This is a genomic window from Pararhodobacter sp. SW119 (assembly GCF_017811755.1).
Taxonomy (GTDB): Bacteria; Pseudomonadota; Alphaproteobacteria; order Rhodobacterales; family Rhodobacteraceae; genus Pararhodobacter.
Window position 1 is genome coordinate 20,616 of sequence record NZ_JADDJF010000034.1, and the last position, 14,426, is coordinate 35,041.

The following is a 14,426-nucleotide window of genomic DNA, read 5'->3' on the forward strand; positions in this document are numbered from 1 at the left end:
ATGAGCACGCCGGAAATCGTCGACAGTCATACCCATCTGGACTTTGCCGATTTCGAGGGTGAACTGGACCAGGTGATCGACCGCGCCCGCACTGCCGGGGTCACCCGGATGGTCACGATCTGCACGCGTCTGGAAAACGAGCCGAAGGTGCGCGCGATTGCCGAAGCCCACGATGGCGTCTTCTTTGCCGTGGGCACCCATCCGATGAGCGTGGCGAAGGAGCCGATGGCGACGGTCGAGGCCCTCGAACGGCTTGCCGCGCATCCGAAATGCGTGGGCATCGGCGAGTCCGGCCTCGACTATCACTACACCGTCGAAAGCGCCGTGCAGCAGCAAGAGAGCCTGCGCATCCATATCGATGCCGCGCGTCGGACGGGCCTCCCGCTGATCATCCACGCCCGCGACGCGGACGCGGACATGGCGCGCATCCTTTCCGACGAGCTTGCGGGCGGGGCCTATGCCTGCGTGATGCACTGCTTTTCATCGGGCGCCGAACTGGCGCGGGTAGCGCTGGACTTGGGGTTCTATCTGTCGGCCTCGGGGATCACCGCCTTTCCACGCTCGGACGCCTTGCGCGCGATTTTCGCCGATGCCCCGGTCGAGCGGATCCTGGTCGAGACGGATGCCCCCTATCTGGCGCCGCCGCCGCATCGCGGCCGGCGCAACGAGCCTGCGTATACAGCGCATACCGCGCGGGCCATCGCCGGTCTGTGGGGGATGGACTACGCGGACTTCGCGGCGCAGACCTCGGCGAACTTCGACCGACTTTTCGCCAAGGCCGCTGCGGCGGGGAGCGGCGCATGAGCGACCGGTTGCGGGTGACGATCCTGGGCTGCGGCTCCTCGGGCGGGGTGCCCCGCCTGGGCGGCGAATGGGGCGAGTGCGATCCCTTGAACCCGAAGAACCGGCGTAGGCGCTGTTCACTGCTGCTGGAGCGGGTCGGTGCCGGCGGGACGACGCGCGTGTTGATCGACACTTCGCCCGACATGCGCGAGCAACTTCTCGATGCCGGGATCGGCACGCTGGATGCGGTGGTCTACACGCATGCCCATGCCGACCATGTGCACGGGATCGACGATCTGCGGATGGTCGTCTTCAACATGCGGCGTCGGCTGCCGGTCTTTGCGGATGCGCCGACGCAGGAGGCGCTGCTATCGCGCTTCGGTTATGCCTTCGTGCAGCCGAGCGGATCGCCCTATCCGCCGATCCTCGACCTCTATTCGATCGACGGGCCGTTTAGCGTCGACGGGGCGGGGGGTGCGATCGCGCTGTCGCCCTTCCGGGTCAATCATGGCAGCATGGATGCGCTGGGTTTCCGGGTAGGGCGCATCGTCTATCTGCCCGATGTCCTGCGCATTCCCGACGAGGCCTGGCCGCATCTGGCGGGGTTGGAATGCTGGATCGTCGACGCGCTGCGCCGGCGGCCGCATCCGACGCATGCGCATCTCGACCTGACGCTGGAATGGATCGCGCGCGCGGCGCCGGAAAGGGCGGTGCTGACCAACATGCATGTGGACCTCGACCACACGGTGGTCGAGGCCGAAACGCCCCCGCATATCTCTGCGGCTTTCGACGGGATGGTGCTGGAGTTCGCGCTGTGAGCTGCCGCGGGCGCGCGCCGGGCGACCCCATCGAGGGGTCCCCCGGCGCCGGGCGGCCTGCGTCCCCCCGAAGAGGGCACGCCTAGATGCAGGCGCTTGTCGATGTGATCCTGCCGGTCTTTCTGGTCGTGGCCTTTGGCTACATCGTCGTCTGGCGCGGCTGGATGAACGATGCGACCGTCGATGCGCTGATGAAGTTCACGCAGAACTTCGCCATTCCCTGCCTGCTTTTTCTGGCCATCGCACGGCTCGACCTGGGTACCGAGTTCGATTGGCGCCTGCTGAGCGCGTTCTACACGGGCGCCGTCATCGGCTTTCTGATGGGACTTTTCGGCGCGCGATTCCTCTTCGGTCGGGACTGGGAGGACGCGATCGCGGTGGGGTTCGTCTGCCTCTTCTCGAATTCGCTTCTGTTGGGCCTGCCGATCACCGAACGGGCCTATGGGGCCGAGGCGCTGGCGGCGAACTACGCGATCATCGCGCTGCATTCGCCGGTCTGCTACGCCATCGGGATCACCGCCATGGAGACGGTGCGCGCGCGCGGCACGGGGGTCGGCGCGACGCTGCTGCGGGTGGGCAAGGGCATCGCCTCGAACGGGCTGGTGATCGGGATCGTGTTGGGCGCGGCGGTCAACCTGACCGGGCTGGGGCTGCCGGGGGCGCTGTGGCAGGCGCTGGAGATGATCGCGCGGGCGGGGTTGCCGGCGGCTCTGTTCGGGCTGGGCGGTGTGCTCTACCAGTACCGGCCCGAGGGCGATCTGCGGCTGATCGCCTATGCCTGCGCGGTGTCGCTGGTGCTGCATCCGGCGATCACCTGGACGCTGGGTGGCAGCCTAGGGTTGACCGATGCCCAGTCCCGCTCGGCGGTGGTGACGGCGGCGATGGCGCCGGGTGTGAACGCCTATGTCTTTGCAAACATGTACGGAAGGGCGCGCCGGGTCGCGGCCTCGAGCGTGCTGATCGGCACGGGTCTGTGCGTGATCACGGCCTGGGGCTGGATGACGGCGCTCGGCTGAGCGGTTGATCCTGCGCAAGGTGGGAAGGCGGGAATCGTGCTAGGCTGTCTTGCTTGGGAGGAGAACGCCATGATCAACGAGAACGACATTCTGGACATGACCTGCCTGACCCGTGCCGAGATTGCGGCGATCGCCGAACACGAGCATATCGGCGACGTCGCGGCGGCGGAGATGGGCGAATACATGATGCATATCCATCACGGGCCGCAGCACGTGCAGCAGATGATCTGCGAGGATATCCAGGCCGCGCTGCGGTCCCGGGATCTGATGCGGGCGCGCGCGCTTTACCAGACGCTGAAGGCGTTTCTGGCCGCCCATCCGGAGGCGCTGCGGGGCAATTCCTGAGCCGGGCAGGGGGGCTGGCGGGCGTATGGCAAGCGGCTGGCAAGCGTATGGCAAACGTATGGCAGTTCCGAACGGTGCGGCAGGGAGTTGGAAAGGACTGCGCCGGCTTTCGGCGGGCTGCGGGCGCGGCGCAGAATGGGGGCGCTGCCCCCCTCTTGGCTGCGCCAATTCACCCCCCGGGGTATTTCTGGACAGAAAATGGCGGAAGGGGGTGGGGAGGACCCGACCTTGGCGACGGAGCCTCTTTTCGCCGCGCGCGAAGCGTGCGGCGCCCGGCCCAACGCGAGGAAGGTTCGTGCGCGGAACGCGCACAGCCTGACGAGGGGCGGGAGCACCTGCGGGGCTTTCGGCGGCAGGAGTGGGCATCGCGGTGGGGCGATGGGCGGGGGTGTGGCGCACGCGCGCGAGGCGCCATGCGCGCCCGCAGGCGGCGCCGCCGGACGCCGGGGTCCGGCTTTCCGACTTGCGCGCGGGGCGTGGCCTGACCTAGGGTTGCACCGCCCGTGCGGCCTGGCCGCGCCTGTCGAGACGGAGAGCCATGTCACCGATCCGCTTCCCGCTTCTGCTTGTCGCCGGCCTGGCGCTTGGCCTGGCGGCCGCCATTCCCGCCGGTCCGCTGGCCGCGCAATCCGACGAGGTGATCACCCGCCAGTACCCCGACGGCGGCATCTACGAGGGCACCTTTCAGGACGGCCTGCAGCACGGGCAAGGCAGCTTCCGCCTGCCCAACGGGTTCGAATACACCGGCGAATGGGTGGAGGGGCAGATCACCGGCGAGGGGGTCGCGCGCTATCCCAACGGCTCGGTCTACGAGGGGGCCTTCCTGGAGGGGCGGCCGCACGGGCCGGGGCGGATGGTCTTTGCCGACGGCTCGTCCTACGAGGGCGCGTGGGCGGAGGGTGAGATCACCGGCACCGGCACCCGCCGCTTCGCCACCGGCGCGGTCTACGAGGGCGAGTTCGTCGACGCGCAACCCCACGGCCAGGGCCGGATGGAGCGGCCCGGCGGGCTGGTCTACGACGGCGAATGGGTCCACGGCCAGCGCGAGGGGCGCGGCACGATCACCTATCCCGACGGATCGGTCTATGCCGGCGAGATGCGCGCCGACCAGCGCCACGGCGAGGGCCGGCTGGAGCGGCCCGACGGCACCATCTATGACGGCGAATGGGCCGAGGGGATGCTGCACGGCGCGGGCCGGCTGACGCTGCCCGGCGGCGACCGGCGCGAGGGGGTCTTCGAACAGGGCATGCTGCAGGGTTTGGGCCGGCTGGAGCTGGCCGACGGCGGCGTCTACGAGGGCGAGTTCCTGGACGACCAGCGCCACGGGCAGGGCCGGCTGACGGCGGCGGACGGGCATATCTACAACGGCAGCTGGGTCGCCGACCGGATCGACGGGCAGGGCACGCTCGCCCATCCCGACGGCACCCGCTACGAGGGGCAGTTCCGCGACGGGCTGCCCGACGGGCAGGGCCGCATCACCTATCCCGATGGCGCCACCTACGAGGGCGCGTGGTCCGGCGGGCTGATCGAGGGCGAGGGCCGCGCCGATTTCGGCGACGGGATGGTCTACGAAGGCTCGTTCCGCGCCGGCCAGCCGCACGGGCAGGGCCGGATGACCTTTGCCGACGGGCGCGTCTACGAGGGCGGTTTCGCCGAGGGGCTGTTCGACGGGGCGGGCGTGCTGGTCTATGCCGATGGCGGCCGGTTCGAGGGCAGCTTCGCGCTAGGCGAGATGGAGGGCACAGGCCGGCTGGAGCTGCCCGATGGCTCGACCTACGAGGGCGAGTGGCGCGCCGGCCGGATCGAGGGGCAAGGCGTGGTCCGCTACGTCACCGGCGATGTCTACGAAGGCGACCTGGCCGATGGGCAGCGCGAGGGAACGGGCGAGTTGCGCTATACCACCGGCGAGGTGGCGCGCGGGGTCTGGCGCGCCGGCGTCCTGGTGGAGCCCGCCGCGGAGCCCGAGCCGGAGGTCGAGGCGGCGCCGGAGGGCGAAACCGAACCCGAGGCGGACGAAGCCGACGGGTAGCGCGCATTTTCGTTGCGCCAAGGGTCGGCTGTGCAGGGGTGACCCAAAGGCGTTGCATCACGGCCGACGACCGGTCGTGTGCATAATTTTACCATTTAAATTCAAATGCTTCGACGCCACCGTTGACTTGTCGGCATAAACCTGCGCATACTGTTCCCAGAACGGTTCATGGTTTCTTCCGAAACCGCCTGTTCGGCTATCATCGAGGTCGGATCTGGGAGCTGCTCGGCGCATGACGGACCGTATCCGTTTCGCCGGGGTCGTCGATGAGTCTCATCAGAACTGGATATCGACATGGTTGACGAAAAGAAGCCCTCGCGCTGGGAAGAACTGAAGGAATCGCAGGTCAGCAAGACGACGCTCGTATGGTCTTGTGTGGGATCCGTGGTTGTCGCGCTGGTGATCGGGTTTACGCTGGGCGGCTGGGTCACGGGCGGAACGGCGCGGGAAATGCAGGAGACCGCCGGCCAGGAGGGGCGCTTCGACCTGGCCTCGGCGATCTGCGTCGAGAACTTCATGGCGCAGCCCGATGCGCGTGAGCGGCTGATCGAACTGCAGGAAATCAACAGCACCTTCCGCCAGCGGCAGTTCATCGAATCGGGCGACTGGGCGGTGATGCCGGGCCGGGAGTCGGCGTCGCGCCAGGCGGCGGATCTCTGCGCCCGGGTCCTTTCGAATCTGGAAATCCAGGAGTTCGAAATGCTCGAAGAGTCCGAAAGCCTTGAATCCGACCAAGGCTGAGCCGCAAGGCAGCCGCGCGGTCTGGCGTCGCCTCGCTGCGATGGCGGGCCGGTCTGCCCGCCCCGGGGGAAATTGCCGATTCCCATGCTCGGCCCCAACGGGTAAGACGGGGGCATGAGCGACGACATACCCCCCATCGACCCCACCCTGGACCCGACTGGCGTGCCCCTGGCCGAGCCGCTGCGGCGCGCCCTGGGCGAGCGGTACCTGCAATACGCGCTGTCCACGATCATGCACCGGGCGCTGCCGGATGCGCGCGACGGGCTGAAGCCGGTGCATCGCCGCATCCTCTACGCGATGCGCGAGTTGAAGCTCAGTTCGACCGGGGGATTCCGCAAGTCGGCCAAGATCTCGGGCGACGTGATGGGCAATTATCACCCGCATGGCGACGCTGCGATCTATGACGCGATGGCGCGGCTGGCCCAGGATTTCAACGTCCGCTACCCGCTGGTCGACGGGCAGGGCAACTTCGGCAATATCGACGGCGACAATCCCGCCGCCGCCCGCTACACCGAGGCCCGACTGACGGCGGCGGCCGAGGCGCTGCTGGAGGGGCTGGCCGAGAATGCCGTCGACTTCCGCGCCAATTACGATGGCACGTTGGAAGAGCCGGTGGTGCTGCCCGCGGCCTTCCCCAACCTGCTGGCCAACGGGTCCAGCGGCATCGCCGTGGGCATGGCGACGAACATCCCGCCGCACAACCTGCACGAGTTGATCGACGCCTGCCAGGCGCTGATCCGCGACCCCGATCTTGCGGACGAAAAGCTCGTCGACCTGATCCCCGGCCCCGATTTCCCCACCGGCGGTATCGTGGTCGAACCGCGCGAGTCGATCGAGGAGACCTATCGCACCGGCCGCGGCGCCTTCCGGCTGCGCGCCGCCTGGGAGGTCGAGCAACTGCCGCGCGGCCTGTGGCAGATCGTGGTCACCGAAATCCCCTATCAGGTGGCCAAGTCCAAGCTGATCGAGAAGCTGGCCGAGGTGATCCAGACGCGCAAGGTGCCGATCCTGGCCGATGTGCGCGACGAATCCGCCGATGACGTACGCATCGTGCTGGAGCCGCGATCGCGCAATGTCGAGCCCGAAATGCTGATGAACATGCTCTATCGCAATTCGGATCTGGAACTGCGCTTCAGCCTGAACATGAACGTGCTGATCGATGGGCGCACGCCGAGGGTGTGCAGCCTGAAGGAGGTGCTGCGCGCCTTCCTCGACCACCGGCGCGAGGTGCTGATCCGGCGCAGCCAGCACCGGATGGCGAAGATCGACCACCGGCTGGAGGTGCTGGAAGGCTTCATCGTGGCCTTCCTGAACCTCGACCGCGTCATCGACATCATCCGCTACGACGAGGCCCCGCGCGACGCGCTGATGCGCGAACGCTGGGGCGGCAGCTTCCCGCGCGCCGCCTCCGAGGCCGACTACGTGCCGCCGCCCCCGGGCGAGGGCGAGCTGAGCGAACTGCAGGCCGAGGCGATCCTGAACATGCGCCTGCGCTCCTTGCGCCGGCTCGAGGAGATGGAGCTGAGAAAGGAGCGCAACGCGCTGACTGAGGAGCGCGCCGCGCTCGATGACCTGCTGGGCTCCGAAAAGCTGCAGTGGAAGCGGATCGGCAAGGAACTGGCCGCGGTGCAGGCGCAGTTCGGCAAGGACACCGACCTTGGCCGCCGCCGCACCCGCTTCGCCGAGGCCGGCCATGTCGAGGAGGTGCCGCTGGAGGCGATGATCGACCGCGAGCCGGTGACGATCGTCTGCTCGAAGATGGGCTGGATCCGGGCGATGAAGGGGCATGTCGCGCTGGACCAGGAGTTCAAGTTCAAGGACGGCGACGAAGGTCGCTTCGCCTTTCATGCCGAGACAACGGACCGCATCGTGCTTTTCGGCTCGAACGGGCGGTTCTACACGCTGTCGGCCGCCAACCTGCCCGGCGGGCGCGGCATGGGCGAGCCGGTGCGCCTGATGATCGACCTTCCGAACGAGGCGCGAATCGTCGATCTCTTCGCCCATCGCGCGGGCGAGCGGCTGATCGTCGCCTCCAGCGAGGGCGACGGCTTCGTGGTGCCCGCCGACGAGGTGATCGCCCAGACCCGCGCCGGCAGACAGGTGCTCAACCTGCGCGACGGGACCCGCGCGGCGGTCTGCCGCCATGTCGCGGGCGACCATGTGGCCGTGGTCGGGGAAAATCGCAAAGTGCTGGTTTTCCCGCTGGAGGAACTGCCGGAAATGGGCCGCGGCAAGGGGGTGAGGTTGCAAAAGTACAAGGACGGCGGCCTCAGCGACCTGACCACCATCACCCTGGCGCAGGGGCTGAGCTGGAAGGATCCGGCCGGGCGCACGCGCACCGAAACGGGCTTGGAGGAATGGCTTGGCAAGCGCGCCTCGGCCGGGCGCATGGCGCCCCGCGGCTTTCCGCGCGACAACCGCTTCACCTGATCGCCGCGCCGTTGTTCCCCACGCGCCTTTCCGCTAGCACCAAACCCCGATGCCCCGCAGGACTGGAGAGCCGATGACCGCCCGACTGCCCCTTCGCCCCGCAGCCCTTCTCGCGGCCCTGGCGCTGCTGGCCGCCTGCGCCAGCGGCCGTGACCTGGGCGACATGCGCCCGGAACTGGGCGACTTCCGCCTGTCGCACAACATCGTGGTCGATGCGAATGCCCAGCAGGGCCCGCTGTCCCGCCCCGCCGAACCCGGCGCCTGGAAGGCCGCGATCGAGGCCGAGGTCGCCCGCCGCCTGGGCCGGTACGAGGGGGATCGCCTCTATCATGTCGCGGTGCATGTCGACGCCTATATCCTGGCCGTGCCGGGCGTGCCGCTCGTTGCCTCGCCCCGCTCGGCGCTGATCATCAGCGTGAACGTCTGGGACGATGCCCTCGGCCGGCCGCTGAACGAGCGCGTGCGCCAGTTCACCGTCCTCGAAAGCCTTTCGGGCGAGTCGGTCGTGGGCTCGGGCCTGACGCAGACGGCCGAACAGCAGATGACCAACCTCGCGCGCAACGCCGCGCTGCAGATCGAAAGCTGGCTGGCCGAGAACCCGCAATGGTTCGATCCGGCGCGGCGCGGCGAACCGGCGCCGGACCGGGCGGCCGGGGCCAGTGCCGACAACCGCTGAGCAGCACCGCGAACGCCGCGTGGACGCTTGATTTTCCCCGCGGCGGTGGATAGGACGCGCCCGATGTTGGCCGGGCTCGCCCCCGTGGCGGTCCCACCCGGCGGCAACACGGAGGTGGGCCGCGCCCACCGCGCGACGAGACAGAGGAGCCGCTGATGGCGAAGGCAAAGTTTGAACGCAACAAACCGCATGTGAACATCGGCACGATCGGCCATGTTGACCATGGCAAGACGACGCTGACGGCGGCGATCACGAAGTACTTCGGGGATTTCCGGGCCTATGACCAGATCGACGGCGCGCCCGAGGAGAAGGCGCGGGGGATCACGATCTCGACGGCGCATGTGGAATACGAGACCGACGCGCGCCACTACGCGCATGTCGACTGCCCCGGCCACGCCGACTACGTCAAGAACATGATCACGGGTGCCGCGCAGATGGACGGCGCGATCCTGGTGGTGAACGCCGCCGACGGCCCGATGCCGCAGACGCGCGAGCACATCCTGCTGGGCCGCCAGGTGGGCATCCCCTTCATGGTCGTCTACATGAACAAGATCGACCAGGTCGACGACGAGGAACTGCTGGAGCTGGTGGAGATGGAGATCCGCGAGCTTCTGTCCTCCTACGACTATCCCGGCGACGACATTCCGATCGTCAAGGGCTCGGCGCTGGCGGCGATGGAAGGCCGTGATCCCGAGATCGGCGAGAACTCGATCCGCGAGCTCTTGAAGGCCGTCGACGAGTACATCCCGACGCCCGAGCGCGCCGTCGACCTGCCGTTCCTGATGCCGATCGAGGACGTCTTCTCGATCTCGGGCCGGGGCACGGTGGTGACGGGCCGGGTGGAGCGCGGCGTGATCAACGTCGGCGACGAGGTCGAGATCGTCGGCATCCGCCCGACGAAGAAGTCGGTCTGCACCGGGGTCGAGATGTTCCGCAAGCTGCTGGACCGCGGCGAGGCCGGCGACAACATCGGCGCGCTTCTGCGCGGCATCGACCGCGAGGGGGTGGAGCGCGGGCAGGTGCTGTGCAAGCCCGGCTCGGTCAAGCCGCACACCAAGTTCGAGGCCGAGGCCTACATCCTGACCAAGGAGGAGGGCGGGCGTCACACGCCGTTCTTCGCCAACTACCGGCCGCAGTTCTACTTCCGCACGACCGACGTGACCGGGACGGTGAAGCTGCCCGAGGGCACCGAGATGGTGATGCCGGGCGACAACCTGAAGTTCGAGGTCGAACTGATCGCCCCGATCGCCATGGAAGAGAAGCTGCGCTTCGCCATCCGCGAAGGCGGTCGCACCGTCGGCGCCGGCGTCGTGTCGAAAATCATCGAGTGATCGGCGCGCGGCGCACGCCGCATTGCAATGAGCAGAGTTGAACGGCGCGCAGGAAGACTGCGCGCCGTTTGTCTTTGCGAGTGGCCAGAAACGCCCGACCAGTCGGCCCCTGCGTCGCCCGTTCGGCGGCCGCGGGCGTAGAAATCACACTGCGCCACCCGCTTCACCCACCAGATGTTGTACGGCATATCGCCTCAACCCCAAAACGCCCTCAAAACCGTGCAAAAGTCTTGCGGCCAAAATCGTCGAAATTTTTCGTTTCTGGCAGTTTTCCCGTTCCTGTTTTCCACATTGAGCCCGGTTCATGCAAACCGCAAACAGATTCGCGGCGCGAGGGACCATTTGTGCGCGCGCGCACGCCCCTCGGCCCGGCGCGTGCCGTTTCTACCTGAATTTTCCGGACGCGTCGGCGCTGATGTCCCGGCCAATGCCGACCGAAACGACCACGCGGACGCTGTCTCAGTCCCGCCGGAACGCGGCGCGAAGGGCCGCACTCATGGCGCCATCGGCCGTCGCCGGCGCCGCGGTCCGGGCGTTGCCCTTGGCCCGCGGCGCAGGCGTCGGGGCGCGCTCGGCCTGCGCCTCCCGCGCCGAGGTGCCGCCGTCCTTGCGCATCGTCAGGCCGATCCGCTTGCGCGCCACATCGACCTCGACCACGCGGACGCGGACCACGTCGCCGGCCTTGACGACCTCGTGCGGGTCCTTGACGAAGCGGTCGGCCAGCTGGCTGATATGCACCAGCCCGTCCTGATGCACGCCGATATCGACGAAGGCCCCGAAGGCCGCGACATTGGTGACCGTCCCTTCCAGCGTCATGCCCGGCTTCAGATCCCCGATCTGTTCGACCCCCTCGGCGAAGGTGGCGGTGACGAAGCCGGGTCGCGGGTCGCGGCCGGGTTTCTCCAGCTCGGACAGGATGTCGCGCACGGTCGGCAGGCCGAAACGATCGGTGACAAAGTCCTCGGCGCGCAGATCCTTCAGCGCGGCGGAATTGCCCATGATCGCCCGGATGTCGCGCCCGCAGGCCTGCACGATCCGGCGGGCCAGGTCATAGGCCTCGGGGTGGACGGCCGAGGCATCCAGCGGCTCCTTGCCGTCGCGGATGCGCAGGAAGCCCGCGCACTGCTCGAACGCCTTGGGGCCCAGACCCGCAACCTTCAGCAGCGCCTTGCGACTGTCGAAGGCGCCGTTTTCGTTACGATGCGCGAGGATGTTCTGCGCGAGCGACGGACCCAGCCCGGCGACATGCGCCAGCAGCGGCGCGGAGGCGGTGTTCAGATCGACGCCCACCGCGTTCACCGCGTCCTCGACCACCGCCTCCAGCGCGCGGCCCAGACGGCGCTGGTCGACATCGTGCTGGTACTGGCCGACGCCGATCGACTGGGGCGTGATTTTCACCAGTTCGGCCAGCGGGTCCTGCAGGCGCCGGGCAATCGACACCGCCCCGCGCAGGCTGACGTCCAGATCGGGAAATTCCGCGGCGCCGAGTTCCGAGGCCGAATAGACCGATGCGCCGGCTTCGGAGACGACGACCTTGGTGGGTCTGGCGGCATCGGGGATCGACCGGAGCGCCTCGGCGACCAGCCGCTCGGTTTCCCGGCTGGCGGTACCATTGCCGATGGCGATCAGCGCGACCTCATGCCGGGCGATCAGGGACAGCAGCGTCTGCGTCGCGCCGCGAATGTCGTTCTTCGGCTGGAAGGGATAGATCGTGGCGGTATCCAGCAGCTTGCCGGTGGCGTCGACCACCGCTGCCTTGACCCCGGTGCGGATGCCGGGGTCGAGGCCAAGCGTGGGCTTGGCACCCGCCGGCGCCGCGAGAAGCAGATCCTTGAGATTGCGCGAGAAGACGTGGATCGCCGCGTCATGCGCCCGCTCGCGCATCTCGGCCATGAGTTCCACGTACATGGTCAGGGACAGTTTCACCCGCCAGGTCCAGTTGGCCGCCTTGCGCAGCCAGGCGTCGCCCGGCCCTTGGCCCGGGATCCCGATGGCGGCGGCAATGATCGCCTCGGCCGCGGGGATGCCGGTCTCGGGGTCGGACGCGATCTCGATGCGCACCACCTCTTCCTTGGAGGCGCGCAGGATAGCCAGCGCCCGGTGGGAAGGAATCGTCGCCCATTTCTCGCGATGGTCGAAGTAATCCGAGAACTTGGCGCCCGCCACTTCCTTCCCCTCGATCACGCGCGAGGTCACGAAGGCTTCCCTGCGCATGAAATCGCGCAGCCGGCCGAGGAGGGCGGCATTCTCGGCCAGTTCCTCGACCAGGATGTCGCGCGCACCGTCCAGCGCCTCCTTCACGCCGGGGACGGCCTCGGTGATGTAGTTCGCAGCGAGCGTCTCAGGCAGGGTGTTGCGGTCGCCCAGGATCGCGCGCAACAGTGGCTCCAGCCCGTTCTCGCGCGCGATCATCGCCTTGGTGCGGCGCTTGGGCTTGAAGGGCAGATAGATGTCTTCAAGAACGGCCTTGGTTTCCGCGTTGGCAAGCGCGCGGGCCAAATCGTCGGTCATCTTGCCCTGTTCGGTGATCGACTTCACGATCGCCGCGCGCCGGGCTTCCATCTCTCGAAGATAGGCCAACCGCTCGGCCAGATTGCGCAACTGCGTGTCGTCCAGGCCGCCCGTCACCTCCTTCCGATAGCGCGCGATAAAGGGGACCGTCGCGCCGCCGTCCAGCAGATCGACGGCCGCCGAGACTTGTCCGGGTTGGGCGTCGATATCGGCTGCGAGGGTGCGGAAAATGCGGTCGCTGGCGGACACGTCGAACTCCTTATTCAGGGAAGGACGTGATCGCGCTTCTGCGAGAGCGGCGGAAGGGTGCCTGCGTGGTGTCCACGCAACCGGCGTGAGTTGCAGTAGACTGGCTGGAAGGCGAAGAAGCTCCAGAAAATTGAAAATCGAAAAGATTTACTGGAAAATCGAGCCAGATTTCGAGATCTTTATTTGCATAAGTGAAAAACTGGAAAGTTCGGCGCAGTCGAAACCCCGCGGGCCTGAACAGATGGGGCAGAAGCGGGCGGCGCGTGGCACCGCCCGCCTGGTCGATCAGGCCGTCCGGCGTCGGCGCGCGATCAGCAGCCCGCCGAGGCCGGTGAGTAGCAGCCAGCCCGCGGCCGGCAGCGGGATCGGCGCGATCGATCCGTCATCCGGCAAAAGCGCGTTGCGGCTGGCCAGCGACCGGTCTGTGTAGTCGGTGAAGAAGCCGTCCAGGCCAAGCTCGAACATGCGCAGCATCTGCTCGTCCGATTGTTCGGCTGTCAGCGGACGCAAGGTGTAGGCGTGTACCAGCAGGCCGAGCCCGTGCGCGGCTTCGACGAAGTCACGCGTCAGGTTGGCGTTGTTGGACACGCCGACGCCCTGCGCGACCTCGGCAATCTGCGACAGGAACGTCGTACCGACGCGATACTGCCCGTCGGTGATACCGACCCCGCCCAGCATCACGAGGTTCATGTCGCTACCCAGTCCGCGCTGGTACTCGTCCAGTTCCAGCAGGGCGGCGAAGTTGAAGCTTTGCACGAAGACCTTGTCCGCCGCCGAGTTGTAGCCCGCTCCCCGCAGCTGGTCGATGATCTGCGTGTTCATCAGCGTGCTGTTGGGGTTCTTGGCCTCGGGGTAGATGCCGATCTCGGTGCCATTTGCCGCGTTGTAGCCGGTGAGGAAAGAGAGCACCTCCTGGAAGGTCGGGACCTTGTAGGGATCCGCGGTGCTGGGCGTGAAGCCGGGATATTCGGTCGACGCCTGCGGCCCGAACGGGACGACGGTCAGCTGCTTGATCTCTTCCAGCGAGAAGGCATTGACGGCATAGCTTTCACGGCCAGGAAAAACCTCGAGAACATTCGTCGTGCGGGTCAGGGTCGTGTCGTGGATGGCGACCAGATGACCGTCCGATGTCAGCAGAAGATCGGGTTCGATGTACTCGGCCCCCAACTGTATGGCGAGTTCGTATCCGCCGAGCGTGTGTTCCGGAAGATAGCCCGAAGCACCACGATGCGCGATCACGATGGGCGGTGAACCGTCAAGTGTGTTGAGCGTGTAGCTGTCCGCAGTTGCCGGCATCATGAAGCCGGCAGCGAGGGCAGCGGCAATCGCGGCGATTCTCATGGATACATCCCTTTCTGAGTTGACCAAGGCGCCATTAAACGAGGCACGAGCCCTTCAGCTCGCACGGATTTGTAACAGATTTCACAAGTTAATGAAAATTTAACGTGTATCGCCCCGGCCTATTTGCGACGATTCTTTCTCGGAAGAATCGAGGAC

General features: G+C 67.3%; 11 protein-coding genes. 9 read left to right on the plus strand and 2 right to left on the minus strand.

All coding sequences use genetic code 11. The features are described 5' to 3' along the window. The 9 genes from IM708_RS15565 to tuf all read left to right on the plus strand — a co-directional run bounded on the left by IM708_RS15565 (position 1) and on the right by tuf (position 10,169). Positions 1–804: a TatD family hydrolase gene (locus IM708_RS15565; RefSeq protein ID WP_209427502.1), complete on the plus strand. Its 804-nt coding sequence runs from the start codon at positions 1–3 to the stop codon at positions 802–804. Beyond that, the gene (locus tag IM708_RS15570) at positions 801–1,601 is read left to right on the plus strand and encodes an MBL fold metallo-hydrolase (protein WP_209427503.1); all 801 of its coding nucleotides are present in this window, start codon (positions 801–803) and stop codon (positions 1,599–1,601) included. The genes IM708_RS15565 and IM708_RS15570 overlap by 4 nt, the downstream gene beginning before the upstream one ends. 86 nt (positions 1,602–1,687) lie before the next feature. Beyond that, positions 1,688–2,617 carry an AEC family transporter gene (locus IM708_RS15575; protein WP_209427504.1) on the plus strand — a complete coding sequence of 310 codons (930 nt, stop codon included), beginning with the start codon at positions 1,688–1,690 and terminating at the stop codon, positions 2,615–2,617. 69 nt (positions 2,618–2,686) lie between these two features. Continuing rightward, positions 2,687–2,962: a hypothetical protein gene (locus IM708_RS15580; RefSeq protein WP_209427505.1), complete on the plus strand. Its 276-nt coding sequence runs from the start codon at positions 2,687–2,689 to the stop codon at positions 2,960–2,962. A gap of 538 nt (positions 2,963–3,500) precedes the next feature. Then, positions 3,501–4,991 carry a 2-isopropylmalate synthase gene (locus IM708_RS15585; RefSeq protein ID WP_209427506.1) on the plus strand — a complete coding sequence of 497 codons (1,491 nt, stop codon included), beginning with the start codon at positions 3,501–3,503 and terminating at the stop codon, positions 4,989–4,991. A gap of 294 nt (positions 4,992–5,285) precedes the next feature. Further along, positions 5,286–5,732, plus strand: coding sequence for a hypothetical protein (locus IM708_RS15590; RefSeq protein WP_209427507.1), 447 nt, complete (start codon positions 5,286–5,288; stop codon positions 5,730–5,732). 114 nt (positions 5,733–5,846) lie between these two features. After that, the gene (locus IM708_RS15595) at positions 5,847–8,162 is read left to right on the plus strand and encodes a DNA topoisomerase IV subunit A (RefSeq protein WP_209427508.1); all 2,316 of its coding nucleotides are present in this window, start codon (positions 5,847–5,849) and stop codon (positions 8,160–8,162) included. A gap of 73 nt (positions 8,163–8,235) precedes the next feature. Beyond that, entirely contained in the window at positions 8,236–8,838 is a 603-nt protein-coding gene (locus IM708_RS15600) for a hypothetical protein (RefSeq protein WP_209427509.1), read from the plus strand. 155 nt (positions 8,839–8,993) lie between these two features. Further along, entirely contained in the window at positions 8,994–10,169 is a 1,176-nt protein-coding gene (tuf, locus tag IM708_RS15605; RefSeq protein WP_209427510.1) for an elongation factor Tu, read from the plus strand. Positions 10,170–10,628: 459 nt separating this feature from the next. Here the strand turns inward: tuf and IM708_RS15610 are convergent, their stop codons facing one another. Together IM708_RS15610 and IM708_RS21345 are read right to left on the minus strand one after the other, a co-directional pair. Then, the gene (locus IM708_RS15610; RefSeq protein WP_209427511.1) at positions 10,629–12,929 is read right to left on the minus strand and encodes a Tex family protein; all 2,301 of its coding nucleotides are present in this window, start codon (positions 12,927–12,929) and stop codon (positions 10,629–10,631) included. A 285-nt stretch (positions 12,930–13,214) separates the two neighbouring features. Next, positions 13,215–14,270 carry a glycerophosphodiester phosphodiesterase family protein gene (locus tag IM708_RS21345; protein ID WP_245243235.1) on the minus strand — a complete coding sequence of 352 codons (1,056 nt, stop codon included), beginning with the start codon at positions 14,268–14,270 and terminating at the stop codon, positions 13,215–13,217. Positions 14,271–14,426: the final 156 nt, after the last annotated feature.